This window comes from Arthrobacter sp. OV608, assembly GCA_900110595.1.
Lineage (GTDB): Bacteria > Actinomycetota > Actinomycetes > Actinomycetales > Micrococcaceae > Arthrobacter.
The window spans coordinates 197,163-222,642 of sequence record FOEZ01000005.1; the positions used below are offsets into that span (position 1 = coordinate 197,163).

General features: G+C 65.8%; 22 protein-coding genes. 13 read left to right on the plus strand and 9 right to left on the minus strand.

Features of this window, described 5'->3' with window-relative positions; translation table 11 throughout:
- Window positions 1-7: 7 nt before the first annotated feature.
- The 7 genes from whiA to BMX78_RS09105 all read left to right on the plus strand — a co-directional run bounded on the left by whiA (window position 8) and on the right by BMX78_RS09105 (window position 5,942).
- Window positions 8-988, plus strand: a complete 981-nt coding sequence (gene whiA / locus BMX78_RS09075) for a DNA-binding protein WhiA (protein ID WP_050055346.1) — start codon at window positions 8-10, stop codon at window positions 986-988.
- 99 nt (window positions 989-1,087) lie between these two features.
- Entirely contained in the window at window positions 1,088-1,714 is a 627-nt protein-coding gene (locus BMX78_RS09080; protein WP_091418932.1) for a superoxide dismutase, read from the plus strand.
- A 261-nt stretch (window positions 1,715-1,975) separates the two neighbouring features.
- Window positions 1,976-2,986 (plus strand): type I glyceraldehyde-3-phosphate dehydrogenase, encoded by a 1,011-nt coding sequence (gene gap, locus BMX78_RS09085; protein ID WP_050055344.1) that lies wholly within the window; start codon window positions 1,976-1,978, stop codon window positions 2,984-2,986.
- A 10-nt stretch (window positions 2,987-2,996) separates the two neighbouring features.
- Window positions 2,997-4,223 carry a phosphoglycerate kinase gene (locus BMX78_RS09090; protein WP_091418773.1) on the plus strand — a complete coding sequence of 409 codons (1,227 nt, stop codon included), beginning with the start codon at window positions 2,997-2,999 and terminating at the stop codon, window positions 4,221-4,223.
- A gap of 89 nt (window positions 4,224-4,312) precedes the next feature.
- Window positions 4,313-5,128: a triose-phosphate isomerase gene (tpiA, locus tag BMX78_RS09095; RefSeq protein WP_091418774.1), complete on the plus strand. Its 816-nt coding sequence runs from the start codon at window positions 4,313-4,315 to the stop codon at window positions 5,126-5,128.
- A 50-nt stretch (window positions 5,129-5,178) separates the two neighbouring features.
- Window positions 5,179-5,436, plus strand: a complete 258-nt coding sequence (secG, locus tag BMX78_RS09100) for a preprotein translocase subunit SecG (RefSeq protein ID WP_050055341.1) — start codon at window positions 5,179-5,181, stop codon at window positions 5,434-5,436.
- Window positions 5,437-5,549: 113 nt separating this feature from the next.
- On the plus strand, window positions 5,550-5,942 hold the full coding sequence (locus tag BMX78_RS09105) for an RNA polymerase-binding protein RbpA (protein ID WP_091418775.1): 393 nt from the start codon (window positions 5,550-5,552) through the stop codon (window positions 5,940-5,942).
- On the opposite strand, the gene pgl is transcribed toward BMX78_RS09105, so the two are convergent.
- The 6 genes from pgl to tkt are packed head-to-tail and all read right to left on the minus strand — an operon-like array spanning window position 5,895 to window position 14,127.
- Entirely contained in the window at window positions 5,895-6,713 is an 819-nt protein-coding gene (pgl, locus tag BMX78_RS09110; protein ID WP_091418776.1) for a 6-phosphogluconolactonase, read from the minus strand. The genes BMX78_RS09105 and pgl overlap by 48 nt on opposite strands.
- Window positions 6,703-7,644 carry a glucose-6-phosphate dehydrogenase assembly protein OpcA gene (locus BMX78_RS09115; RefSeq protein WP_091418777.1) on the minus strand — a complete coding sequence of 314 codons (942 nt, stop codon included), beginning with the start codon at window positions 7,642-7,644 and terminating at the stop codon, window positions 6,703-6,705. Before BMX78_RS09115 ends, pgl begins: the two co-directional genes overlap by 11 nt.
- Window positions 7,641-9,212 (minus strand): glucose-6-phosphate dehydrogenase, encoded by a 1,572-nt coding sequence (zwf, locus tag BMX78_RS09120; RefSeq protein ID WP_091418778.1) that lies wholly within the window; start codon window positions 9,210-9,212, stop codon window positions 7,641-7,643. The genes BMX78_RS09115 and zwf overlap by 4 nt, the downstream gene beginning before the upstream one ends.
- Before the next feature lie 13 nt (window positions 9,213-9,225).
- On the minus strand, window positions 9,226-10,860 hold the full coding sequence (locus tag BMX78_RS09125; RefSeq protein ID WP_091418779.1) for a phosphoglucose isomerase-related protein: 1,635 nt from the start codon (window positions 10,858-10,860) through the stop codon (window positions 9,226-9,228).
- A gap of 6 nt (window positions 10,861-10,866) precedes the next feature.
- The gene (gene tal, locus BMX78_RS09130) at window positions 10,867-11,982 is read right to left on the minus strand and encodes a transaldolase (RefSeq protein WP_091418780.1); all 1,116 of its coding nucleotides are present in this window, start codon (window positions 11,980-11,982) and stop codon (window positions 10,867-10,869) included.
- 27 nt (window positions 11,983-12,009) lie between these two features.
- Window positions 12,010-14,127: a transketolase gene (gene tkt / locus BMX78_RS09135; RefSeq protein WP_091418934.1), complete on the minus strand. Its 2,118-nt coding sequence runs from the start codon at window positions 14,125-14,127 to the stop codon at window positions 12,010-12,012.
- A gap of 542 nt (window positions 14,128-14,669) precedes the next feature.
- Here tkt and BMX78_RS09140 point away from each other — a divergent pair.
- The 3 genes from BMX78_RS09140 (at window position 14,670) to BMX78_RS09150 (ending at window position 18,937) form a co-directional block, all read left to right on the plus strand.
- Window positions 14,670-15,626, plus strand: a complete 957-nt coding sequence (locus tag BMX78_RS09140; RefSeq protein WP_091418936.1) for a heme o synthase — start codon at window positions 14,670-14,672, stop codon at window positions 15,624-15,626.
- Window positions 15,627-15,714: 88 nt separating this feature from the next.
- Complete coding sequence (locus BMX78_RS09145) at window positions 15,715-16,467, plus strand: class I SAM-dependent methyltransferase (protein WP_091418781.1); 753 nt, start codon at window positions 15,715-15,717, stop codon at window positions 16,465-16,467.
- A 139-nt stretch (window positions 16,468-16,606) separates the two neighbouring features.
- Window positions 16,607-18,937, plus strand: a complete 2,331-nt coding sequence (locus tag BMX78_RS09150; protein ID WP_091418782.1) for a SulP family inorganic anion transporter — start codon at window positions 16,607-16,609, stop codon at window positions 18,935-18,937.
- 82 nt (window positions 18,938-19,019) lie between these two features.
- Here the strand turns inward: BMX78_RS09150 and BMX78_RS09155 are convergent, their stop codons facing one another.
- From BMX78_RS09155 to BMX78_RS09165, 3 genes are read right to left on the minus strand one after another with little or no spacing between them, the layout of a single operon-like run.
- Window positions 19,020-19,964: a COX15/CtaA family protein gene (locus tag BMX78_RS09155; RefSeq protein ID WP_091418783.1), complete on the minus strand. Its 945-nt coding sequence runs from the start codon at window positions 19,962-19,964 to the stop codon at window positions 19,020-19,022.
- 7 nt (window positions 19,965-19,971) lie between these two features.
- Window positions 19,972-20,799 (minus strand): ABC transporter permease, encoded by an 828-nt coding sequence (locus BMX78_RS09160; RefSeq protein ID WP_370455814.1) that lies wholly within the window; start codon window positions 20,797-20,799, stop codon window positions 19,972-19,974.
- Window positions 20,796-21,764, minus strand: a complete 969-nt coding sequence (locus BMX78_RS09165) for an ABC transporter ATP-binding protein (protein WP_091418784.1) — start codon at window positions 21,762-21,764, stop codon at window positions 20,796-20,798. Before BMX78_RS09165 ends, BMX78_RS09160 begins: the two co-directional genes overlap by 4 nt.
- A gap of 114 nt (window positions 21,765-21,878) precedes the next feature.
- Between BMX78_RS09165 and BMX78_RS09170 the strand changes: the two genes are divergently transcribed.
- The 3 genes from BMX78_RS09170 to sufD are packed head-to-tail and all read left to right on the plus strand — an operon-like array spanning window position 21,879 to window position 25,461.
- On the plus strand, window positions 21,879-22,712 hold the full coding sequence (locus BMX78_RS09170) for a helix-turn-helix transcriptional regulator (RefSeq protein WP_091418939.1): 834 nt from the start codon (window positions 21,879-21,881) through the stop codon (window positions 22,710-22,712).
- Window positions 22,712-24,175: a Fe-S cluster assembly protein SufB gene (gene sufB / locus BMX78_RS09175; protein WP_091418785.1), complete on the plus strand. Its 1,464-nt coding sequence runs from the start codon at window positions 22,712-22,714 to the stop codon at window positions 24,173-24,175. The genes BMX78_RS09170 and sufB overlap by 1 nt, the downstream gene beginning before the upstream one ends.
- A gap of 2 nt (window positions 24,176-24,177) precedes the next feature.
- Complete coding sequence (gene sufD / locus BMX78_RS09180) at window positions 24,178-25,461, plus strand: Fe-S cluster assembly protein SufD (RefSeq protein ID WP_091418786.1); 1,284 nt, start codon at window positions 24,178-24,180, stop codon at window positions 25,459-25,461.
- The last annotated feature ends 19 nt before the right edge of the window (window positions 25,462-25,480 follow it).

Here is a 25,480-nt window from a genome sequence, read left to right on the forward strand (position 1 = left end):
AGGTGCCATGGCACTGACAGCATCAGTCAAGGAAGAACTTTCCCGTCTGGACATCAAAAAGTCATCAGTCCGGAAGGCGGAAGTCTCAGCCATGCTGCGCTTCGCAGGCGGACTCCACATCATCTCCGGCCGGATCGTGATCGAAGCCGAAGTGGACCTGGCCTCCACAGCCCGCCGCCTTCGCGCGGCCATCGCCGAAGTCTACGGACACCAAAGCGAAATTATCGTTGTCTCAGCCGGGGGTCTGCGGCGCGCCAGCCGCTACGTGGTCCGGGTGGTGCGCGACGGCGAGGCGCTGGCCCGGCAGACGGGCCTCCTCGACGGCCGCGGCCGGCCGGTGCGGGGGCTGCCCTCCGCCGTCGTCAACGGCTCCGCAGCCGATGCCGAAGCGGTGTGGCGCGGCGCGTTCCTGGCCCACGGCTCGCTCACGGAGCCCGGGCGGTCCTCTTCGCTGGAGGTCACCTGCCCCGGCCCGGAGTCGGCGCTGGCACTGGTGGGCGCGGCCCGCCGGCTGGACATCCAGGCGAAGGCGCGCGAGGTCAGGGGAGTGGACCGCGTGGTCATCCGGGACGGCGACACCATCGCAGCCCTCCTTACCCGCATGGGCGCCCACGACGCCCTGATGGTGTGGGAGGAGCGCCGGATGCGCAAGGAAGTCCGGGCAACGGCCAACCGGCTCGCCAACTTCGACGACGCCAACCTGCGCCGCTCAGCCCAGGCTGCCGTGGCCGCCGGCGCGCGGGTGGACAGGGCGCTGGAAATCCTCGGCGACGACGTCCCCGAGCACCTGAAGTACGCCGGCGAACTGCGGGTCGCCCATAAGCAGGCCAGCCTCGACGAACTGGGCCGCCTGGCGGATCCGGTGATGACCAAGGACGCCATCGCGGGCAGGATCCGCCGGCTGCTTGCCATGGCGGACAAACGTGCCCTTGACCTGGGCATCCCTGGAACGGACGCCAATGTGACGCCTGAAATGCTGGACGAGTAACAGGCCCATAGAATCAAAAAGATTCCGGGTGCCAGATGCCCGGATGCACAATCCGAGATGTACCAACCGGACCGAGTGTCCACGATGATGGAGGATTTTGTGACCGAGTACGTACTGCCTGAACTCAGCTACGACTACGCCGCCCTGGAGCCGCACATTTCTGCGCGGATCATGGAGCTGCACCACAGCAAGCACCACGCCGCTTACGTGGCCGGCGCCAACAACGCCCTGGCCCAGCTGGCCGAAGCCCGCGAGAAGGGCGACTTCGCGAACATCAACCGGCTCTCGAAGGACCTCGCGTTCCACACCGGCGGACACGTCAACCACTCCGTCTTCTGGAACAACCTCTCCCCGGACGGCGGCGACAAGCCCGAAGGTGAGCTCGCTGCGGCCATCGACGACGCTTTCGGTTCCTTCGACGCATTCCGTGCCCAGTTCTCCGCGGCCGCCCTCGGCCTGCAGGGTTCCGGCTGGGGCTTCCTGGCCTACGAGCCCATCGGTGGAAACCTGGTCATCGAGCAGCTGTACGACCAGCAGGGCAACACGGCACTGGGCACCATCCCGCTGCTGATGCTGGACATGTGGGAGCACGCCTTCTACCTGGACTACGTCAACGTCAAGGCCGACTACGTCAAGGCGTTCTGGAACATCGTGAACTGGGCCGACGTCGCCAAGCGCTTCGAGGCTGCACGCACCAACGCCACGGGACTCATCACCCTCCCGTAGTGATCAGCGCTACACGCGCCTGTAACAAACTTCACATTCGGACTTAAACCAACCGCAATGTGGACCGTCCGCCCCCGCACTTGCGGGGGCGGACCCAGTTAAACGTAAGATAGGTCACGGAAGGCGGTTAGCCTTCAGCAATGAGGCTGGTCGCCCTCCGTCTGTAAATCATCTCTGCCCAATGGCGTGCGGGATCTGTTAGTTGGCTTGAACGCCCGCTCAACTAGTTGTGCTTCTCAAAGCACCAAGGAGACTGAAAAAGTGACGACCCGTATTGGTATCAACGGCTTTGGCCGTATTGGCCGCAACTACTTCCGCGCAGCCCTGGCACAGGGCGCGGACCTGGAGATCGTTGCAGTCAACGACCTCACCAGCCCCGAGGCCCTCGCCCACCTGTTCAAGTACGACTCCGTGGGCGGCCGCCTGAAGGAAACCATCGAGGTCAAGGACGGCAACATCGTCGTCAACGGCAACGTCGTCAAGGTCCTGGCAGAGCGCGATCCGGCCAACCTCCCGTGGGGCGAGCTGGGCGTGGACATCGTGATCGAATCCACCGGCTTCTTCACCAAGGCCGCCGATGCGCAGAAGCACATCGACGCCGGCGCCAAGAAGGTCCTGATCTCCGCCCCGGCATCGGATGAGGACATCACCATCGTGATGGGTGTCAACCACAACCTGTACGACAACGCGACGCACCACATCATCTCCAACGCGTCCTGCACCACCAACTGCCTTGGCCCGCTGGCCAAGGTGGTCAACGACGAGTTCGGCATCGAGCGTGGCCTGATGACCACCGTCCACGCCTACACCGCAGACCAGAACCTGCAGGACGGCCCGCACAAGGACCTGCGCCGTGCACGCGCCGCAGCCGTCAACATGGTGCCCACGTCCACCGGTGCAGCCAAGGCCATCGGCCTGGTCCTCCCCGAGCTCAAGGGCAAGCTGGACGGCTACGCCATCCGCGTTCCCGTCCCCACCGGCTCCGCCACCGACCTCACCGTCACCGTCTCCCGCGAGACCACCGTGGAGGAAGTCAACGCCGCCCTCAAGCGTGCCGCTGAATCCGAGGAACTGCAGGGCTTCCTGACCTACACGGACGAGCCCATCGTCTCCTCCGACATTGTCGGCGACCCCGCCTCGTCCATCTTCGACTCCGGCCTCACCAAGGTGATCGGCAACCAGGTCAAGGTTGTTTCCTGGTACGACAACGAATGGGGCTACTCCAACCGGCTCGTTGACCTTACGGAGCTTGTCGCGTCCAAGCTGGGCTAGGGTTAGACACATGACATCTCACACCCTCAACGAACTGATCGCTGAAGGTGTCCGCGGGCGGTACATTCTGGTTCGAAGTGACCTGAATGTGCCGCTCGACGGCTCTACAGTGACTGACGACGGCCGGATCAAGGCCTCACTGCCAGTCCTGCGAAAGCTCACGGACGCCGGTGCCCGCGTGCTGGTAACAGCCCACCTCGGCCGCCCCAAGGGCGCCCCGGAGGAAAAGTACTCCCTCAAGCCTGCGGCCTCCCGCCTGGCCGAACTGGCCGGCTTCAAGGTCACGCTGGCCGGGGATACCGTGGGCAGCTCCGCCAAGGAAGCTGCCGCCTCCCTCCAGGACGGTGAAGTGCTGGTCCTGGAGAACGTGCGCTTCGATGCCCGCGAAACCAGCAAGGACGACGCCGAGCGCGGCGCCTTCGCTGACGAGCTGGTGGCCCTGACGGGCGATAACGGAGCCTACGTGGACGACGCCTTCGGGGCCGTGCACCGCAAGCACGCCAGCGTCTACGACGTCGCCACCCGGCTGCCGTCCTACCTCGGCGACCTCGTGCACACCGAGGTGGAGGTTCTGCGCAAGCTCACCGCGGACACCCAGCGCCCCTACGTGGTGGTGCTCGGCGGGTCCAAGGTCTCGGACAAGCTGGCTGTCATCGACAACCTGCTCGGCAAGGCAGACACCATCCTGGTGGGCGGCGGCATGCTGTTCACGTTCCTTGCCGCGGCCGGGCACAAGGTTGGCTCCAGCCTCCTCGAAGAAGACCAGATCCCCGTGGTCCAGGACTACCTGAAGCGGGCAGCGGATGCCGGCACCGAATTTGTGGTGCCCACGGACGTGGTGGTGGCGGAGAAGTTCGCCGCCAACGCCGCCCACGAGACCGTCGCCGCCGACGCCATCGAGGGCAGCAGCTTCGGTGAGCAGGGCATCGGCCTGGACATCGGACCCGACTCGGCAGCCGCTTTCGCCGACCGGATCAAGGGTGCCAAGACCGTCTTCTGGAACGGCCCCATGGGTGTGTTCGAATTCGAGGCGTTCTCCGCCGGTACCCGCGCCATCGCGCAGGCCCTCACCGAAACCGGAGCTTTCACGGTTGTGGGCGGTGGCGACTCAGCCGCCGCAGTCCGCACCCTCGGGTTCGCCGATGACCAGTTCGGCCACATTTCCACCGGTGGCGGCGCCAGCCTGGAATACCTCGAAGGCAAGGAACTCCCGGGGCTCAGCGTCCTGGATCGGTAGAGCGTCACTGCTCTTTCGTCCTCCGGCCGGCAGGTTGCCCCGCGGCAGCCTGCCGGCCGCACACTTATTCTGACTTTTTTGGAGAACACGTGACATCGTCAACGAACGGCGCTTTTGACCGCAAGCCCTTCATCGCGGGCAACTGGAAAATGAACATGGACCACGTCCAGGGCATCACCCTCCTGCAGAAGCTTGCCTGGACCCTCTCGGATGCCAAGCACGACTACAGCCGGGTGGAGGTTGCCGTCTTCCCCCCGTTCACCGATCTCCGCGGCGTGCAGACCCTGGTCCAGGGCGACGACCTGGATGTCGCCTACGGCGGCCAGGACCTTTCCCAGTTCGACACGGGCGCCTACACCGGCGACATCTCCGGCCAGTTCCTGAACAAGCTGGGCTGCAAGTACGTCCTGGTGGGCCACAGTGAGCGGCGGACCATCCACGAAGAATCTGACGACGTCCTCAATGCCAAGGTCAAGGCTGCCTTCAAGCACAACCTCGTTCCCGTGCTCTGCGTGGGCGAAGGCCTGGAGATCCGACAGGCAGGCACGCACGTCGAGCACACCCTTGCCCAGCTCCGCGCCGGCGTCGCCGGGCTGAGCCCCGAGCAGGCCGCCGAGCTTGTGGTGGCCTACGAGCCCGTCTGGGCCATCGGAACGGGCGAAGTTGCCGGGCCGGCAGATGCACAGGAAATGTGTGCCGCCATCCGCGCCGAGCTTGAGTCCCTGTTCGATGCCGCAACTGCTGCCAAGACGCGTCTCCTGTACGGCGGTTCGGTCAAGGCCAACAACGCCGCCGCCATCCTGAAGGAACGCGACGTGGACGGCCTGCTGGTGGGTGGCGCGAGCCTCGATCCGGCCGAGTTTGCTAATATTGTCAGGTTCGAGAGTCACCTGGTGACGGACTAGTCCGTCCCAGCGCGCACACTCCCGTCATTCCAACTTTCTGAAAGGCCGTCGTGGACGTTCTTCATGTCATTCTGCAGATCCTCCTTGGCATCACCAGCCTCCTGCTGACGTTGCTGATCCTCCTCCACAAGGGACGGGGCGGCGGACTGTCCGACATGTTCGGTGGCGGCATGAGCTCTGGCTTGAGCTCCTCAGGCGTGGCAGAGCGCAACCTGAACCGGTTCACCATCATCCTCGGCGTCACGTGGGGCATCGTGATCATCGCCCTGGGACTGATCATGCGCTTCACCGGCAGCGGCGACTCCTGATTCCCGCCTAAAAGGTTCGGCGCGGGCACTGCCGCGGCGCCGGTCCGCGAACTAAACTGTGGCTGTCGGTTCTCCGGCAGCCACAGTTCTGTTTAACACAGGCAGGAGTCTCGATGATTCATCCAACATCAGGTTTCCGGGGCACCCGGGCGGGCGCAACGGCGGGAACAGGGACCAGCCTGGAGACCGGAGCCCACGGGAACGACCTTCCCCGAATCCGGATCTCGTACCTGTGCGCCAAAGGACACGAAACGCAGCTCGTCTTCCTCAAACTCCCCGAGGACCAGATCCCGGCCGTGTGGGACTGCCGGCACTGCGGGACGGCTGCAGCCCGGGACGGCGTGGCTCTTGCTGACACGGACATCCTGGAGGACGGCTACAAGAGCCACCTGGAATACGTTAAAGAGCGGCGCTCCAGCCAGGACGCCGAAGACCTCCTGGCTGGAGCGCTGGAAAAGCTACGCGCCCGCAGCGTCCTTCCGGACGAGCTGATGCGGGACGCGTGAGGCGGCGTTTTCGTCGATCAGCCACAGGGTTCGTGATGTGCCACGCGGACCGGCAGCGGGAACCTGGACGGGATTGGCGCCGGCCAGGGCCAGCCCCACAGCGCCGGCCTTGTCCTCACCGGCCACCACCATCCATACTTCGGCAGCCGTATTGATGGCCGGCAGTGTCAGGGACACACGCAGCGGAGGGGGTTTGGGCGAATTGCGGACGCCCACCACAGTGCGGGTTTTCTCCCGGATGCCGCCCTGCTCGGGGAAGAGTGACGCGATGTGCGCGTCCGGTCCCACGCCCAGCAGGACAACGTCCAGGCGGGGGAGCGCGGAAGGCTCCTCCGGCCGGTCATCAGACATGTCGGCCGCGTGCTCTTCAGCCGCGGCCTCGCGCAAACGGCGCGCATAGTCCTCCGCTGCCTCCTCCGCGCTGCCGAACTGGTCGGCTGAACCGGGCTCGTGGACACGGTCAGGGTCCACCGGGATGTGCGAGAGCAGCGCGTCGTACGCCTGTTTGGTGTTCCGGTCCGCATCATCCGAGGCGACGAACCGCTCATCTCCCCACCAGAAATTGACCTTCGACCAGTTGACTGCGGGAGCAGCCGGAGAGTCAGCAACAGCCTTCAGCGTGCCGATGCCCACCGTGCCGCCGGTCAGCACCACGGTGGCTTCACCGTACTTGTCCTGAACATCAACAAGCTTGGTAATCAGGCGGGCCGCAATGGCCGCCATCAGCACCGACGAATCAGGATGGATGCTTACTCTTGGCTCAACGCTCACTGGGTCGGACGCTCCTTAGATTGGTTCGTGGCAGTCCCATAGTAATCACTTCGCCGAAGACTTCGTCCGGGTCCAGGCGTCGCAGCTCCTCGGCCAGGCAGTCGCGGAGGCTGCGGCGCGGCAGCGAGATCCGCTGGGCGGGCTGGCCAGGCTGGGTCAGCTCGGCCACGGACAGTCCCGGTCGGAAGAGCTGGACGTCGCCGCCGGGGCGGGAGAGCCGGACCCGGCGGATACCGGTTCCGGCGGGGTCCGCCACGATGGTCACCGGCGCCTCCAGGGCAAGGGTGAGCCACGCCGCGAGGAGGATGGTGGACGGGGAGTCCGAAGCACCCTCGACGGCGACCGCGGTCACCGGCGAGGAGTCCACTTCATCCAGGGCCGCCGCGAGCTGGATGCGCCAGTTGGTCAGGCGGGTCCAGGCCAGGTCCGTATCACCGGCGCGGTAGGTTTTGTGGATCCGGGCGAGTGCCGCCTGCGGGTCGGGTTCGTTGGCGGAGTCGGTGATCCGGCGGTGCGCGATCCGCCCGATGGAGGTTTCGCAGGCGTTTTCCGGGGCGCCGTGCGGCCACCAGGCCACGATCGGCGCGTCCGGGAGCAGCAGTGCCGCCACCAGGGACTCGGACTCGTGGGAGAGCTGGCCGTAGCCGCGCAGCACGATCACCTCGGACGCGCCGGCGTCACCGCCCACCCGGATCTGGGCGTCCAGCCGGTCCTCGGCGTCGGTTCCGGCGTCGGCCAGAACGATGATCCGGCAGGGGTGTTCCCGGCTGGCATCGTTGGCCGCCTCGATGGCTTCTTCCTCAAGGCCGGACTTGGTGACCACCACAAGGGTGAGCACCCGGCCCAGGGCGATCACGCCGCCCTGCTCGCGCAGCGCCATCAGCTTCTTGGAAACGTTGGAGGTGGTGGTGTCCGGCAGGTCTACAATCATGGCCTTCTCCAGGTTCGTCCGTCACGAGCCAGCAGCTCATCAGCGCTGGCCGGGCCCCAGGAACCGGGGGCGTAGGGTTCGGGCTGTTCGTCCAGGGTGGCCCAGTAGTCCTCGAACGGGTCAAGGATCTTCCAGGACAGCTCCACTTCCTCATGCCGCGGGAACAACGGCGGCTCGCCCAGGAGCACGTCCAGGATCAACCGCTCATAGGCCTCCGGGGACGATTCGGTGAACGAGTGGCCGTAGCCGAAGTCCATGGTCACGTCGCGGACTTCCATCTGCGTGCCCGGCACCTTGGAGCCGAAGCGGATGGTCACACCTTCATCGGGCTGGACCCGGATCACTACGGCGTTCTGGCCGAAGTCATCCTCCCCGTGGTCACGGAACAACAGGTTGGGTGCGCGCTTGAAGACCACCGCGATCTCGGTCACGCGCCGGCCCAGGCGCTTGCCCGCCCGCAGGTAGAACGGCACCCCGGACCAGCGGCGGGTGTGGATGTCCACCCTGATCGCGGCGAACGTTTCGGTGCTGGAATCGGCAGGGATGCCCTCTTCCTCCAGGTAGCCCTGGACCTGCTCGCCGCCCTGCCAGCCGCCGGTGAACTGCCCCCGCGCCGAGTGCGTGGACAGGTCATCGGGAAGCTTGACCGCCGCGAGGACCTTTTCCTTCTCCGCGCGCAGGTCATCGGCGTTGAAGGAGATGGGCTCCTCCATCGCGGTCAGCGCCAGCAGCTGGAGCAGGTGGTTCTGGATCACGTCCCGGGCCGCACCCACGCCGTCGTAATACCCTGCCCGGCCGCCGGTGCCGATGTCCTCGGCCATGGTGATCTGGACGTGGTCCACGTAGTTCGCGTTCCACAAAGGCTCGAACAGCTGGTTCGCGAACCGCAGCGCCAGGATGTTCTGGACCGTTTCCTTACCCAGGTAGTGGTCGATCCTGAATACGGCATCCGCGGGGAACACTGACTCCACGATGTCGTTCAGCTTCCGGGCCGACTCAAGGTCGTGCCCGAAGGGCTTCTCGATCACCACACGCCGCCACTTGTCACCCTCGGCCTGCGCCAGGCCGTGCTTGGACAGCTGGCGGCAGACCTGCTCGAACGCCTTCGGCGGGATCGACAAATAGAACGCGTGGTTCCCGCGGGTACCGCGGACGTCGTCGAGTTCCTTGATGGTCTCACCGAGACGCTCAAAGGCTCCGTCGTCGTCGAACTCGCCCTGGACAAAACGGATGCCTTCGGACAGCTGGTTCCATACCGCCTCATCAAAAGGCGTGCGTGCGTAGGACTGGACGGAGGCCTTCACCTGGCTGGCGAAATCCTCATCAGTCCACTCACGGCGCCCAAAACCCACCAGCGCAAAGCTCGGCGGCAGCAGCCCGCGGTTGGCCAGGTCGTACACGGCCGGCATGAGCTTCTTGCGGGCAAGGTCACCGGTAACTCCGAAGAGCACCAGCGAGGACGGGCCGGCAATCCGGTTCAAACGGCGGTCACGGGGATCCCGGAGCGGATTACGCAGCGTTTTGCCGGGACGCGTCCCGGGCGACCTGCCGTATTCAGTTTCTGGCATGTTGCTTTGTGCCTTAGCTTTCGGTGACGGAGGCTGACCTGGCGGACAGCGCAGAAATGATGTCCTGCAACTGTGCCACACCGGCTGCCCGGTTCGTCAGGTGCAGGCGAAGCACGGGGCGCCCGTGCTCGCTGAGGACCTGCGCATCGCCCGCGGCCTGCGCGGCAATCAGTTCCCCGAAGGTAAAGGGACGTTCCGGGATGGCAAGGTCCTCCGCCGCAGCAGCGGTGACCTGCAGGAATACACCGATCGCCGGGCCGCCTTTGTGGAACTGGCCGGTGGAGTGCAGGAACCGGGGGCCCCAGCCGAACGTCACGGGACGTCCAGTGACGGCAGCGAGTTCGTCGCGTACACCTTCCAGCTCCGCGAATGCCAGACGGTCAAAGTAGGCCTGGACACTGAGGTAGCTGTCCGCCTCGAGTGTATCCAGCAGCGCCTTGACGGCACCCTCCGCAGTGGAAGCATTGCCGAGCCACTCGCCGCCACGAACCTCGATGGCACCGTCAACGAAAGCTGCCGGCGTGGGCTCCGGCTGCGCGTCCAGCAGGCCGCGGGCGGCTACCTTGGCGGCCTCCACGTCCGGCTGGTCGAACGGGTTGATCCCCAGCAGGCGCCCGGCCACGGCCGTGGCAAACTCCCAGACCATCATCTGGGCGGCGAGCCCGCCGGCGATGGCAACCTGGTTCTCACCGAGTTCGACGTCGGCATCCGCGGCCACCAGGCGCACCACCAGCACGTCGTCGGCGCCGGTGGTCACCTCCGGCGAGTTGGGACCAGCCACCACCGGCAGGACACCGGTGCCAAGCTTGCCCGTGGACTCGGCGATCAGCTGCTCGGCCCAGTCGGCGAAGCCCACTATGCCCGAACCGTCCTCGGCGATGACGATCTTGTTGCGCAGCGGGCTGGTCCCGCCCAGTGCGGTCCCCAGTGCCAGGCCGATGTTCTCAGGAGCATCCTCGTTGAGGACCTCTGCTGCTTCCTCGGCCTCGTCCAGGAAAGCCTGGATGTCCACGCCGGCCAGGCCCGAAGGCACCAGGCCGAACGCGGTCAGTGCGGAAAAGCGCCCGCCCACGTTGGGGTCGGCGTTGAAGACGGCCCGGTAGCCGGCCTCGCGGGAGGCCTTGTCCAGCGGGGAGCCCGGATCGGTGACGATGATGATCCGGCTCGCGGCATCGATGCCGGCGTCGCTGAACGCCTTCTCGAAGACCCTCCGCTGGGAATCAGTCTCGACGGTGGAACCGGACTTGGAGGAGACCACTATGGCGGTCTCTTCCAGCCGGTCCGCCAGGGCAGCACGGACCTGGTCCGGGTCCGTGCTGTCCAGCACAGTCAGCTCCACGCCGGCGGTGCCGGCGATGACCTCCGGAGCCAGCGACGATCCGCCCATGCCGCAAAGCACAATGCGGGTCACCCCCTCGGCCCGGAGGGCGTCACGCAGTTCCAGGATCTCGTTCACCAGCGGCTGCGAGACGCTGGCCGCCTCAACCCAGCCGAGGCGGATGGCCGACTCGGATTCGGCGTCGGGCCCCCACAGGGTATGGTCCTTCGCGAAAATCCGGGTGGCGATCCGGTCCTCCACCAGGGCGGGAAGGTGCTGTTCGAGTGCCTGCTGTGCGGCACCGGTGGCTTCGTAGCTGAGTGTGCTCATTGTTGGTTAGGAGGCCTTCCGTGCAGAGGCGAGGGCGCCCTCGACGTCGCCGAGCAGTTCCTTCCAGCTGGCCACGAACTTGTCCAGGCCTTCGGATTCGAGGATTGCGACGACGTCGTTGTAGGAGATGCCGAGCTTCTCGAGCGCGTCGAGGGTTGCGTTGGCTTCGTCGTAGGTGCCAGTGACGGTATCACCGGTGACCACGCCGTGGTCGAAGGTGGCGTCCAGCGTCTTCTCGGGCATGGTGTTCACCACGCCGGGAGCAACGAGCTCGGTGACGTAGAGGGTGTCCGGGTAGGCCGGGTCCTTGACACCGGTGGAGGCCCATAGCGGGCGCTGGGGGAGCGCGCCGGCTTCGGCCAGCAGGGCCCAGCGTTCGGTGGAGAAGAGTTCTTCGTAGACCTGGTAGGCGAGGCGGGCGTTGGCCACGCCGGCCTTGCCCTTGAGGGCCTTGGCTTCATCGGTGCCGATGGCGTCAAGGCGCTTGTCGATCTCGGTGTCCACGCGGGAGACGAAGAAGGACGCCACGGAGTGGATCTTCGAGAGATCGTGGCCGTTTTCCTTGGCCTGCTCCAGGCCGGCCTGGAAGGCGTTGATGACGGCGCGGTAGCGCTCCAGCGAGAAGATCAGTGTCACGTTGACGCTGATGCCTTCGGCCAGGGTTGCGGTGATTGCCTCAAGGCCCTCCAGCGTGGCCGGGATCTTGATGTGGACGTTGTCCTTGTTGACCTTCTTGTACAGGTGCTTGGCTTCGGCGATGGTGCCGGCGGTGTCCCAGGCCAGGCGCGGGTCAACTTCGATGGACACGCGGCCGTCAACACCCTTGGTGGCTGCTGCCACGGGGGCGAACAGGTCGCAGGCGTCGGCGACGTCGGTCGTGGTGATCTCGAAGATGGTGTCCTCGACGCTGGCCCCGGCTGCTGCCTGGGCGGCGATGGTGGCGTCGTAGTCCGTGCCGGCGGTGATGGCGGCGTGGAAGATGGACGGGTTGGTGGTCACGCCAACCACGTTCTTCTCTTCGATGAGCTTGCGCAGGGTGCCGGTTTCGAGGCGTCCGCGGGAAAGGTCATCGAGCCAGATGGAAACTCCGGCTTCGGAGAGCTGCTGTGTGGGAGTAGTCATGATGTTTTTCTCCTCAGAAATTGGTTGTTAGGCCTGCAGGCCTGCGAGGGAGTCCTTGGCAGCGGCGGCAACTGCCTCCGCGGTGATGCCGAACTCCTGGAAGAGGCGCTTGTAGTCGGCGGAAGCGCCGTAGTGCTCGAGGCTAACGGAACGGCCGGCGTCACCGACGAATTCCTTCCAGCCCAGGGCCAGTCCTGCTTCAACGGACACGCGGGCCTTGACGGCGGCGGGCAGCACGGACTCGCGGTAGGCGGCGTCCTGCTTGTTGAACCATTCCACGCACGGCATGGACACGACGCGGGCGGCGATCCCCTCGGCCTGCAGGGCTTCGCGGGCCCGGACGGCCAGCTGGACCTCGGAGCCGGTGGCGATCAGGATCACGTCGGCCGGGACGGTGGCGCCGTCCTTGGCCGCTTCGGCCAGGACGTAACCGCCCTTGGCGACGCCGGCAACGGAACCGAACGTGTCGCCGTCGGCTGCGCCTTCGCCGCGCTCCCAGGTGGGGATGTTCTGGCGGGTCAGCACGATGCCGGCGGGGTTGCTGTGGTTTTCCAGCATGGTCTTCCAGGCAACAGCCACTTCGTTGGCGTCGCCGGGGCGGACCACGTCCAGGCCCACGATGGCGCGCAGCGAGGCGAGCTGTTCCACCGGCTGGTGGGTGGGGCCGTCTTCGCCCAGGCCGATGGAGTCGTGCGTCCAGACATACAGGGACGGAACACCCATCAGGGCGCCAAGGCGGATGGCCGGGCGCTGGTAGTCACTGAAGATCAGGAACGTGCCCGAGAAGGCGCGGGTGCGGCCATGCAGGCTGATGCCGTTCACGATCGACGCCGCGGCGTGCTCACGGATGCCGAAGTGAAGGACCCGGCCGTAGGGGTTGCCCTTCCAGGCGTCCGTCTGCTTCGAGGCGGGAACGAACGACGGCGAACCCTCGATCGTGGTGTTGTTCGACTCCGCGAGGTCCGCGGAACCGCCCCACAGTTCGGGCAGGACCGGGCCCAGTGCGTTCAGGACCTTGCCTGACGCGGCGCGGGTGGAGACGTCCTTGCCGGCGGGGAACACCGGCAGGGCGGCGTCCAGTTCTTCGGGAAGTTCCTTGGCCTCGATGCGCTGCAGCAGGGCAGCGCCTTCGGGGTTGGCTGCCTGCCAGGCGTTGAAGGACTCTTCCCATTCCTTGCGGGCGGCGGCACCGCGGTCCACCACGGCGCGGGCGTGGGCCAGGACGTCCTGGTCCACGTCGAAGGACTTGGCCGGATCGAAGCCCAGGACATCTTTGAGCGCTGCGACTTCCTCCGCACCGAGGGCAGAGCCGTGGATCTTGCCGGTGTTCTGCTTCTTGGGGGCCGGGTAGCCGATGATGGTGCGCAGCGAGACGATGGAGGGCTTGGAGGTTTCAGCCTTGGCGGCCAGGAGCGCGGAGTAGAGCTCCTGCACGTCTTCCTTGTATTCGCCGGTCTTGGTCCAGTCCACGCGCTGGACGTGCCAGCCGTAGGCCTCGTAGCGCTTCAGGACATCTTCGGTGAAGGCGATGTCGGTATCGTCCTCGATGGAGATGTGGTTCTCGTCGTAGACAACAACGAGGTTGCCCAGTTCCTGGTGGCCGGCCAGCGAGGACGCCTCGGACGTGACGCCTTCCTGCAGGTCGCCGTCGGAAGCGATCACCCAGATGGTGTGGTCGAACGGGCTGGTCCCCGGGGCGGCGTCGGCGTCGAACAGGCCGCGCTGGCGGCGCTGGGAGTAAGCGAAGCCAACAGAGGACGCAAGGCCCTGGCCCAGCGGGCCGGTGGTGATTTCCACACCGGCGGTGTGCTTGTACTCCGGGTGGCCCGGGGTCAGTGAACCCCAGGTACGGAGCGCCTCAAGGTCCTTCAGTTCCAGGCCGTAACCGGAAAGGAACAGCTGGATGTAAAGGGTGAGTGAGGTGTGGCCGGGTGACAGGACGAAACGGTCACGGCCCAGCCACTCGGGGTTGCGGGGATCGTGGCGCATCAGCTTCTGGAAGAGAAGGTATGCGGCCGGCGCCAGGCTCATGGCCGTTCCGGGGTGTCCGTTGCCCACCTTCTCCACCGCATCCGCAGCCAGGACGCGGATGGTGTCCACCGCGCGCTGGTCCAGGTTGGTCCAAGACAGTTCTTGCTCTTCCAAATGTGGCACGAAAACCGGGCCCCTCTCTGTGCTGATGGCAGGCGGCACACCGGGTCCGTTTGAACGCGCGCCGCGTGGCGCCCGCTGCGGTGTGTACCAGCCGTTCACCATCGAAACGTTGATCTTTCACTCAGCCACTGGCCAGCCGGGAATGCGTTTTCCACCGCTTCCTGCTGCGTGCTGATCTGTTTGACAGCTTAGCTCCATTCCATTCTCCGGGCGGCCCAAATCTCACGTTGTGGACGCAATTTCCGCTTATTTGAACCCCCCTGAAGTGAGGTTGAGTTAATCTGCTCGAATCGGTGCGCGCGCAATCACCAGCACCAATTCCGGGACGATTGCCGCGGCTGCATGACGGACCGTTGGGAGGGGAGCGGCACGGTATGATATTTGGAGGCCAGCGCCGGGTTGCAGACCTTTGTGGCCGCCCGGGGACTCCCGGCCCCGGCGCGCGGATCACCTGATGATGGTTCCGCCGGCGCCCGGACGGGCAGGGCCGCATGACACAGCTGGACAGCCAGACAGAACTGCCAACAGAACGGGTGACTGCCACCGTGAGCACAACAGATACGCCGCTGAACGCATCCCGGACAAGCGCCGGGATTGCCCGTAAAGCAAAGGCGTATCTCGCCCTCACCAAGCCCCGCGTGATTGAGCTGCTGCTTGTCAGCACGCTGCCCACCATGATCTACGCCGAACGCGGCTTTCCCTCCATCGGGCTGATACTGGCCACCCTGGTGGGCGGTGCTTTCGCCGCAGGCAGCGCCGGAGCCTTCAACTGCTACATTGACCGCGACATCGACAAACTGATGCACCGCACCGAGAACCGGCCGCTGGTTACTGGTGAAGTCACTCCCCGTGAAGCCTTGGTCTTCTCGTGGCTCCTCGGCGCGGCCGCCATCGCCATCCTGTGGTTCGGGGCCAACCCGCTGTCCGCCTGGCTCGGACTGGGCGCCATCTTCTTCTACGTGGTGATCTACACGATCATCCTCAAGCGGCGCACCGCGCAGAACATCGTGTGGGGCGGCGCCGCCGGCTGCTTCCCCGTCCTGATCGCCTGGGCCGCTGTCACCAACTCGGTGGAATGGCCCGCCGTGATCCTCTTTATGGTGATCTTCCTCTGGACACCGCCGCATTACTGGCCGCTGTCCATGCGTTACGGCGAGGACTACCGCAACGCCAACGTCCCCATGCTTGGCGCCATCGCCGGCGCCAAGGTGGTCTCGGTCCAGGTGGTCCTCTACGCATGGGCCATGGTTGCATGCTCGCTGCTCATGGTTCCCGCCGGCGGGGCGGGCTGGGTCTACACCGTCACGGCTGTCCTGGCCGGCGCCTGGTTCCTGTACGAATCACACTCCCTCTATAACCGGGCCCAGCGCGAGGACATCTCGGATAAGCGCGCCATGAAGGTCTTCCACGGTTCCATCAGCTACCTCACCCTGCTCTTCATCGCCTTGGCGGTCGACCCGTTTATCGGCCAGGCGGTCATGGCCGGCTAGTCCGCGTCACTCGGCACTGCCGCTGTCCCCCTGCACACCGGCCGCGTTGCCGCTGGTGGGCCGGCGTGCCAGGTGCAATAGTGGCGGGGTGATCAACCAACAAGAACTTTGGGATGCCGACGCTGCCGCCCGGTACGATACGCCCGGAGTGGGAATGTTCTCCCCGGAGGTACTGGGCCCCACGGTGGAGGTCCTGTCACAGCTTGCCGGTTCCGGTCCTGCCCTCGAATTCGCCATCGGCACGGGTCGGGTTGCCATCCCCCTGTCCGAGGCAGGGGTCCAGGTCACCGGCATCGAACTGTCGCATGCAATGATCGCCGGCCTCCGCGGGAAGGCGGATGAGCGCCGCATTCCGGTGGTTCAGGGTGACATGACCGACGCATCGGCCGGGAACAACTTTTCGCTGGTGTTCCTGGTGTTCAACACCATCTCCAACCTCCTGACCCAGGACGAGCAGGTCCAGTGTTTCCGCAACGCCGCACTTCACCTCGCACCTGGCGGACGCTTTGTCATTGAGCTCTGGGTGCCCCAACTGCGGTCGCTTCCGCCCGGGCACGGCGGGACTGTCGAGGTGAGCCAGCCAGGCTATTTGCTGGTGGACACCTATGACGTGCTCCGGCAGCACGTGACATCCCACCACGTGCAGTTCGGCCCTGAACTGGAGGCCGGGCGTATTGCGCGAATCGACCGGACACCCCACCGCTATATCTGGCCCGCAGAGCTCGACCTGATGGCACGGCTGGCGGGACTCGAGCTGGAATCCCGGTGGGCCGACTGGGACCGGAGCGAATTCACAGCCGACTCCCGCAGCCATGTGTCCGTCTACCGGCTGGCGGGCTAATAACGGGCGCGGCCGAGAAAAGGTTCCGCAGCTAAGACCATGATGTGACTGACTTGTCATATCCGTCACGTTTCCTGTCAGTCAGCGTGACTCCGTGCTTACCCTTGGATGGATCCTGCCCGCGAGCAAAGGAAAATCCATGGCACAGGCGCCCGATCCATCCACCGTCCCCACTGCGGTCCACAGCCCGCCAGCCGCAGGAAGGGGCACCAGCAGATTCCGGCGGCCCGGCTTCCTCAAGCATCTCGGCAACGATATCCCGGCCTCTTTGGTGGTGTTCCTTGTTGCCCTTCCACTTTCCCTCGGCATAGCCGCAGCATCCGGGGCGCCCATCATGGCGGGGCTGATCGCAGCCGCCATCGGCGGCATCATTGCCGGCAGCCTGGGCGGATCCCCGCTCCAGGTCAGCGGACCCGCCGCCGGGCTCACCGTCGTTGTGGCCGGACTGGTCCAGGAGTTCGGCTGGCAGGTGACCTGCGCCATCACCGCTGCAGCCGGCGTCGTCCAGCTGCTGCTGGGCATCAGCCGCGTGGGACGTGCAGCGCTGGCCGTCTCGCCCGTGGTGGTGAAGGCGATGCTCGCCGGCATCGGCATCACCATCATCCTGCAGCAGATCCAGGTCCTGCTGGGCGCCGAACCGGCCGGCTCAGCGCTGGAAAACCTGGCCGCGCTGCCTGCGGCCATTACCAATGTCGAACTGCACGCAGCCCTGCTGGGGCTCACCGTTGTGGGCATCCTGCTGGGCTGGAAGTACCTTCCCGCCGCAGTCCGCCGCGTTCCCGGGCCACTGGCCGCCGTCGCTGCCGGCACCGCGCTTTCCGTTGCTTTCGCCCCGGCGGTCCAGCGCATCTCCTTTGAAGGCTCCATTTTCGACGCCGTTGCGTTGCCGCAGCTGCCCGAGGGCAACTGGCGTGCCGTCGCCTTCGCCGTCATCTCCATGGCCCTGATCGCCAGCATCGAATCGCTGCTTTCCGCGGTTGCCGTCGACAAGATGCACACCGGGGCGCGCACCAACCTCAACCGCGAGCTCGTGGGCCAGGGAGCGGCCAATATCGTTTCCGGTTCCCTGGGCGGCCTGCCGGTGACCGGCGTGATTGTCCGAAGTGCCACAAACGTCGAGGCCGGCGCCGCCACCCGTGCGTCTGCCGTCCTCCACGGCATCTGGGTCCTCGCGTTCTCAGCCATCTTCGCCGGACTGATCCAGCTGATCCCACTGTCTGTCCTGGCCGGCCTGCTGGTGGTCATTGGTGCCCGCCTCATCAAGGTTGCCGACATCCGCACCAGCCTGCGCACGGGCGACCTCCTGATCTATGTGGTGACCCTCCTTTGCGTGGTGTTCCTGAACCTCCTCGAAGGCGTCATGATCGGGCTGGCGCTGGCCGCGGCCAGCGTGCTGTGGCGCGTGCTCCGGGCGGCAATCCACGCACACCAGCCCGTCTCGCCGTCGGACCCCTGGCGGGTCACCATCGCCGGGTCCTGCAGCTTCTTCGCCTTGCCGCGGCTGAACCGCGTGCTCCACTCAGTGCCCGCGGGAACGGCCGTTGTCGTGGAGCTGAACGCAGACTACGTAGACCACGCCTTCCGCGAAGCCCTGATCGCGTGGCAGAAGCAACACGAAGCGGCCGGCGGCACCGTCCGCCTTGAAGAACACGGAAACACCCTCTTCCAGGACGCGGCACACCGGACCCCGCAGCGGCAGGAAGCCCGGGAACTCCCGCTTCCGCCCAGGACCTCATGGCAGTCCGCCGGGCCCTCAGGGAATGGAGCCGGCGATGCAGCCGGCGGACAGCACAGCCAGCTCGGATCCCTCCTGGCGGGGATCAACAAGTACCACCGGCGCTTCGCCGACCAGGTCAAGCCCCTGGTCCAGGACCTGGCGGACGGCCAGGACCCGGACACGTTGTTCGTTGCCTGCGTCGATTCCCGGGTGAACCCCAACCTGATCACCAGCAGCGGCCCGGGCGATCTCCTGACCCTGCGGAACATCGGCAACGTGGTGTGCCACGAAGGCCAGGATGCCTCGATCGACTCGGCCCTGTCCTTCGCCGTCAAGGGCCTCAACGTGCATTCGATCGTCATCGGCGGGCATTCCAACTGCGGTGCGATGAAAGCAGTGATCGAGGACGCCACGGGGAACGGCAACGCTCCGCTCGGCGCAGGCTTCGATGCCTGGCTCAACCACGCGCGGCCCAGCTACCGCGAACTCGCCCACCATCCGGTGGCGCTGGCCGCGGAGGCTGCCGGCTACAACCAGGTGGACCAGTTGGCCATGGTGAACGTCGCCGTCCAGTTGCACAAGCTGGAGTGCCATCCTGTGGTTGGCCCTGAACTCGCCGCCGGCAGGGTGCAGGCGACCGGCCTGTTCTATGACATCGCCACAGCCCGTGTGCTGCTGGTGGAGCGGGGCGGCATCCGGTTCCTCGATCCCGCCCAGGCCGCAAAAGCTGCTGCCCCGACGCTTATGCGGTGACAGGCAAGGTTTACATCTGCGGTTAGCGCAGCAGTGCCCCCGGTTTGAACCGAACCGGGGGCACTGCTTTTGCGGCGCGAAGCTACTTCACGGGGCTCGCTTTAGCGAGATCCCAGGCGTTGGTTGAGGCCACCATCAGCAGCGCGGCGCCGAGCATGTGGGCGGCCACCAGGGGGGCCGGGATGCCGTTGTAGTACTGGGTGAAGCCGATGATGGCCTGGAGGATGGTCACACCGAGGAGCCCGATCACGGCGGTGCGGAAGGGGCCCCGGATCCGGCGCAGGAACACGAGCGCAAGTGCCACAACGGTTCCCGCTGTCACCAGGTACGCGGGCACGGCATGGATGTGGGAGAACAGGTCCCAGTCCAGGCCGTTGCGGGGAGCATCGGCGTCGCCGGCGTGCGGGCCCGCTCCGGTGACCACCACGCCAAGCATCACGGCCATGGCGGAAAAAAGTGCGACGGCGGCCGTCACCGGCCGCATGATCCCGGGCAGGGCCGGGTGCCGGGCAGCCACAAAACGTCCGGTCCGGCCGAAAGCGCGGTTGACCAGCAGCGTGGCGAACACCACCAGCGCCATGGACACCAGGAAGTGCAGGCCCACCACCCAGGGATTGAGGTTCGTGAGCACCGTGATGCCGCCGATGATGGCCTGCGCCGGGATACTGGCCAGGAGGCCCAGGGCCAGCAGGAAGAGGTCGCGCCGCTCCTTGCGGAGGTTCCACAGGTACACCAGCATCAGGGCCGCCACTGCCGCCAGGGCGAAGGTCAGGAGCCGGTTACCGAATTCGATGAACCCGTGGATCCCCATTTCCGGAGTGTTCAGCAGGGAGTTATCGGTACAGCGCGGCCACGTGGGGCAGCCCAGGCCGGACGCCGTCAAGCGGACCGCGCCGCCGGTTACCACCAGGAGGGTCTGCCCAATGAGCGAGGCAACGGCAAGGCGCCGCACCCTGACGTCCACGGTGCGCGGCAGCCGGGATGACAGGCGGTTAACGAACTGGGGGAGGCGTGACGCCGTGCTCACGGATATCTCAATTCCACTTGAACCAACGGATGGCAGCTGCCCCGGCGATGACCGTCCAAAGCAGCAGGATAAGGGCGGCGGCGCCGTTGAGCGTGCCACCGAGGAAAGCTTCACGCAGGGACTCACCCAGGGCGCCAGAGGGCAGGAAGTGCACCACTGACTGCGGGCCGGCGGGCAGCCGTTCGGCCGGGATGACAATTCCGCCCAAGGCGCCCAGGAGGATCCACAGCAGGTTGGTGATGGCCAGTGTCGCTTCGGGCCGGACCGTCCCGGCCACCAGCAGGCCGAGCGCGGTGAAAGCAGCGGCACCCAGGGCCAGGAGAAGCAGGCCGGGCAGCCACCCGGCTGCCTCGGGCCGCCAGCCCAGCGCAAAAGCCACTGCACTGACGACGGCGACCTGGAGGCAGAGCACAGCCAGGACTGAAAGTGCCTTGCCGGCGATCAGTCCACCGCGGCCCAATGGCGTGGTGGACAGGAAACGGAGGACGCCGTAGCGGCGGTCGAACCCGGTGGCGATGCCCTGGCCGGTAAAGGCGGTGGACATGGCGCACAGCGCCAGGATGCCCGGTACGGCAACATCTATGCGGCTGCCGCCCATCCCGTCGAGGAACGGCGTCACCGTCAGGCCAACCAATGCAAGGAGCGGCAACACTACCGCCAGGATCAGTTGCTCGCCGTTGCGGAGCATGGCAAGGGCCTCGTATTTGCCCTGCAGCAGCACCCGCCGCAGCAACGATGCAGGCCGCTGGGATCCTGCCACTCCGCCCAAAGCGGCGATGGGTGCATTGCTTGCACCGGCGCCGGCACCGGCAGCGCCGGACGCGGTCCCATTCATCGGATGTCCTTTCCCGAGATATCCAGAAAGACGTCTTCAAGGCTACGCGCCTGCAGGCTCATCGAAGCAGGCATGATGTTATGCGCTTCCCACCATCGGGCCAGGGCTGCGAGGTGGGCCGGGGTAAGGCTTCCTGTGACGGAGTAGCTTCCTGCACGGGCCTCGGACACGGCAATGCCGGCCGGGAGGACGCCGTCGAAATCCAAACCCGGGGCTGCCTCGAACTCCAGGGTACGGATGTGTTCCGCGCCGGCCTCCACTCCGGGATTGCGCTGGAGCAGTTCCTGGACGGTCCCCTCGGCGACGTTCCGGCCGCCATCAATGATGTAGACGTAGTCGGCCAGGCGCTGGGCGTCGTCCATGAGGTGGGTGGTAAGGATGATCCCCATCCCCGCGTCCCGGAGTTCACCGATCAGGTCAAACACCAGCTGGCGGGACTGCGGGTCCAGGCCTGCGCTCGGTTCGTCAAGGAACAGTACTTCCGGCCTGCCGATCAGTGCGGCGGCCAGGGCGAGGCGCTGCTTCTGCCCCCCGGACAGGCGCCGGACGGTGGTGCGGCTGAAGCTATCGATGGCCAGACGCCGGATGAGGTCGTCCACGGGCCACGGTGTTTCGTAGAGTCCCGCGATATGCCGCAGCAGCGGAATGGGCCTGGACGACGGCGGCAGCCCGCCGTCCTGGAGCATCACACCTACGCGGGAGCGAAGCTCAGCCCCGGCCGAGGCAGGGTCCTGCCCCAGGAGCGAAATGGTGCCGCCGCTGCGCTTCTGGAGGCCCTGGGCACACTCGAGCGTGGTGGTTTTTCCGGCGCCGTTGGCGCCAAGCAGTGCTGTCACCTGGCCGCGCTCGGCGACGAGGGAGACCTCGCTGACCACCCGGAGCATTTTTCCGTCCAGGCTGGCAAGCGGGCCAACATCCTTAATGAGCCCGCTGATGGACAGAACGGGGGATTGGGGGGATCGCACCCGAGTATTCTACGGGATGTAGTATTTACCGTCGGCCTCCGGTGCCCCACTCAGGTCAGCCTGTCCTTACTGGATTGCGGGACTAAATTACGACAACATTGTGTTGTGTATTCCATGAGCAATGCTACTGCTGTGCCCTTTGCCGGGCAGGGGGCTTCCGAGGCTCCCGCAGACCGTGGCCGGCCGGCCACCGGTCCGGTGGCTGACGCCGATGAGCGCACCAGGGACCGGGTCCTGTCCGCCGTCCTGGAGCACGGACCTGTCAGCGCCGCCGAGCTCGGGGACCTGCTGGGCTTCACGCCTGCGGCCGTGCGGCGGCACCTGGACCATTTGTCCCGTGCTGGTGTGATCGAAGTCAAGCGTGTGGCCAGGGCCGGCGCAGGGGCAGGCCGTCCCGCACGCCGTTATGTCCTCAGCTCGCAAGGTCAGTCGAGCCTGGGCAACGACTACCTCGATATCGCCGCACTTGCCCTCCAGCAGCTCCAGAAAATGGCGGGCCCGGACGCCGTGCGGGCCTTCGCCGTCGAGCGCTTCGCTGACATGGAGCGCCGCTACGCGCCGGAGATCGACAAAGCCGGACCGGACATTGCAGACCGCGCGAAAGCGCTGGCCGAGGCCCTGAGCCGCGATAATTTCGTTGCCTCCGCAGCCTCCATCGAAGCCAAGGCGCCGCTCCCGGCCGCCCTTTCCAGTGTTCAGCTGTGCCAGGGGCACTGCCCCATCCAGCAGCTCGCTGCCCGGTTCCCGGTGTTTTGCGACGTGGAGACCGAGGTCTTTTCCAGGCTCGTGGGCGTGGACGTCCGCCGGCTCTCCACGCTGGCCCGCGGCGGGCACGTCTGCACCACCCATATTCCTACAGGCAGGCTGTCTGCCCGGGTGCCCACAAGGCTCCCGGCAGCCCCCGCCAGCCTGAATGAAGTAAACAACCATCAGCAAGAAAGGCCGTGATGACGGACCAACTATCAGAGAAAGCAGTCGCCGAAAACACTGTGATCTCGGAGATTCTGGAAAAGAATCCCGAGCTCCACGGCATCGGCACCTACGAGTACGGATGGGCCGACAAGAACGACGCCGGCGCCAACGCACGCCGTGGGCTCAACGAAGAGGTAGTCCGGGACATTTCGGCGAAGAAGAGCGAACCGGAATGGATGCTCGACCTTCGCCTCAAGGGCCTGAAGTACTTCGACCGCAAGCCCATGCCCACCTGGGGCGCGGACCTGTCCGGCATCGACTTCGACAACATCAAGTACTTTGTCCGCTCCACCGAGAAGCAGGCAGCCACGTGGGAGGACCTCCCCGAGGACATCAAGAACACCTACGACAAGCTGGGCATCCCCGAAGCCGAAAAGCAGCGCCTGGTTTCCGGTGTCGCCGCCCAGTACGAGTCCGAGGTTGTCTACCACCAGCTGCGTGAGGACCTTGAGAGGCAGGGTGTCATCTTCCTGGACACCGACACCGCCCTGAAGGAACACCCGGAGATCTTCCAGGAGTACTTCGGCACCATCATCCCGGTGGGCGACAACAAGTTCGCCTCGCTGAACACGGCCGTATGGTCCGGCGGATCGTTCGTGTACGTGCCCAAGGGCGTCCACGTGGATATCCCGCTGCAGGCATACTTCCGCATCAACACGGAAAACATGGGCCAGTTCGAGCGCACGCTGATCATCGCCGACGAGGACTCCTACGTCCACTACATCGAAGGCTGCACCGCGCCCATCTACACCTCGGACTCCCTGCACTCGGCAGTTGTGGAAATCATCGTGAAGAAGGGCGCCCGCGTCCGCTACACCACCATCCAGAACTGGTCCAACAACGTGTACAACCTGGTGACCAAGCGTGCCATCTGCGAAGAGGGCGCCACCATGGAATGGGTCGATGGCAACATCGGTTCCAAGGTCACCATGAAGTACCCGGCCGTGTACCTCGTGGGTGAGCACGCCAAGGGCGAGACCCTGTCCATCGCGTTCGCCGGCGAAGGCCAGCACCAGGACACCGGCTCCAAGATGGTCCACATCGCGCCGAACACCAAGAGCTCCATCATTTCCAAGTCGGTGGCCCGCGGCGGCGGCCGTGCAGCCTACCGCGGCCTGGTCCAGGTCCGCGAAGGCGCCAAGCACTCCGCCAACACGGTCCGTTGCGACGCGCTGCTGGTGGACACCATCAGCCGTTCGGATACCTACCCCTACATCGACATCCGCGAGGACGACGTCGTGATGGGCCACGAGGCAACTGTTTCCCGGGTCAGCGAAGAGCAGCTCTTCTACTTGATGTCCCGCGGCATGCGCGAAGACGAAGCCATGGCGATGATCGTCCGCGGCTTCATCGAACCGATTGCCCGCGAGCTCCCCATGGAGTACGCACTTGAGCTGAACCGCCTGATTGAACTGCAGATGGAAGGGTCCGTCGGATAACGATGACTGAAATCACTACTGAAAAGGCACGTATCGGCGCGCCCTCAGCCCAGCCGTTTATTAACGGCTTCACCGAAGAAGGCGAGAGCCTCTCACCCATCAACGCGGGCACCAAGGCACCGCTTGCCGGGGATTCAGCCAAGAGCCACTCCCACGGCGGCGGCGTCGGTATCCCGGACAGCTCCCGCGCCGGACGCCTCACGTCCTACAAGCTGGCCGACTTCAAGCCGCTCACCGGCCTGGAGGAAGACTGGCGCTTCACCCCGCTCAAGCGTCTCCGCGGGCTGCACTCCGAGGTCCTCTCCGGCGCCGCACCCACCGTGGTGGTTAACGGCCCCGAGCAGGTCACCGTTGAAAGCGTCGGCCGCGATGACAAGCGCATCGGTACCGCCGGCATCCCCGAGGACCGCGTGTCCGCCAATGCGTGGGAGAACTTCGCCGGGGCCACCGTGGTGACCATCCCGTCCGAGTTTGAGGCGACGACGGAGATCAGCGTCGACATCGAAGGCACCTCCCTGGAGGCCGCCGCCCAGCACCTGGTGATTGTCGCCGAGAAGTTCTCCAAGGCAGTTGTGGTCCTGAACCACAAGGGTTCCGCCGTGGTCTCGGAGAACGTGGAGATCATCGTCGAGGACGGCGCCAGCCTGACGGTCATCACGCTCCAGGAATGGAACGACGACGCCGTCCACGCCTCCTCCCAGCAGGCAAAGATCGGCCGCGACGCCAAGCTCAAGCACGTTATGGTGAGCCTGGGCGGCGACCTGGTCCGCGTCACGCCGTCGGCCCGCTTCACCGCCCCCGGCGGCGAGGCTGAAATGTTCGGCCTGTACTTCGCCGACGCCGGCCAGCACCTTGAGCAGCGCCTCTTCGTGGACCACGCAGTAGCCAACTGCAAGTCCAACGTGCTCTATAAGGGCGCACTGCAGGGGCGCAACGCCCATGCAGTCTGGGTTGGCGACGTCCTGATCCGCAAGGAAGCCGAAGGCACCGATACGTACGAGGCCAACCGCAACCTGCTGCTCACCGACGGCGCCCGCGCCGACTCCGTGCCCAACCTCGAAATCGAGACCGGCCTGATCGAGGGCGCAGGCCACGCCAGCGCCACCGGCCGCATGGACGACGAGCACCTGTTCTACCTGATGGCCCGCGGCATCCCCGAGGACGTTGCCCGCCGCCTGGTGGTCCGCGGCTTCCTGAACGAGATCATCCAGCAGATCAAGGTCCCCTCCATTGAGGAGCGGCTGACCGACGCTGTTGAACACGAACTCGCACTGACGGACAACTAGAAGGCACGGAGCACGGGTT

What these genes read in the sequence shown, in the direction of transcription:
- BMX78_RS09125 (WP_091418779.1), bottom strand. Translation starts at nt 10,860, where the DNA reads ATGAGCACACTCAGCTACGAAGCCACCGGTGCCGCACAGCAGGCACTC.
- BMX78_RS09090 (WP_091418773.1), top strand. Translation starts at nt 2,997, where the DNA reads ATGACATCTCACACCCTCAACGAACTGATCGCTGAAGGTGTCCGCGGG.
- BMX78_RS09160 (WP_370455814.1), bottom strand. Translation starts at nt 20,799, where the DNA reads ATGAATGGGACCGCGTCCGGCGCTGCCGGTGCCGGCGCCGGTGCAAGC.
- BMX78_RS09150 (WP_091418782.1), top strand. Translation starts at nt 16,607, where the DNA reads ATGGCACAGGCGCCCGATCCATCCACCGTCCCCACTGCGGTCCACAGC.
- whiA (WP_050055346.1), top strand. Translation starts at nt 8, where the DNA reads ATGGCACTGACAGCATCAGTCAAGGAAGAACTTTCCCGTCTGGACATC.
- sufB (WP_091418785.1), top strand. Translation starts at nt 22,712, where the DNA reads ATGACGGACCAACTATCAGAGAAAGCAGTCGCCGAAAACACTGTGATC.
- sufD (WP_091418786.1), top strand. Translation starts at nt 24,178, where the DNA reads ATGACTGAAATCACTACTGAAAAGGCACGTATCGGCGCGCCCTCAGCC.
- BMX78_RS09115 (WP_091418777.1), bottom strand. Translation starts at nt 7,644, where the DNA reads ATGATTGTAGACCTGCCGGACACCACCACCTCCAACGTTTCCAAGAAG.
- BMX78_RS09105 (WP_091418775.1), top strand. Translation starts at nt 5,550, where the DNA reads ATGATTCATCCAACATCAGGTTTCCGGGGCACCCGGGCGGGCGCAACG.
- zwf (WP_091418778.1), bottom strand. Translation starts at nt 9,212, where the DNA reads ATGCCAGAAACTGAATACGGCAGGTCGCCCGGGACGCGTCCCGGCAAA.
- BMX78_RS09170 (WP_091418939.1), top strand. Translation starts at nt 21,879, where the DNA reads ATGAGCAATGCTACTGCTGTGCCCTTTGCCGGGCAGGGGGCTTCCGAG.
- tal (WP_091418780.1), bottom strand. Translation starts at nt 11,982, where the DNA reads ATGACTACTCCCACACAGCAGCTCTCCGAAGCCGGAGTTTCCATCTGG.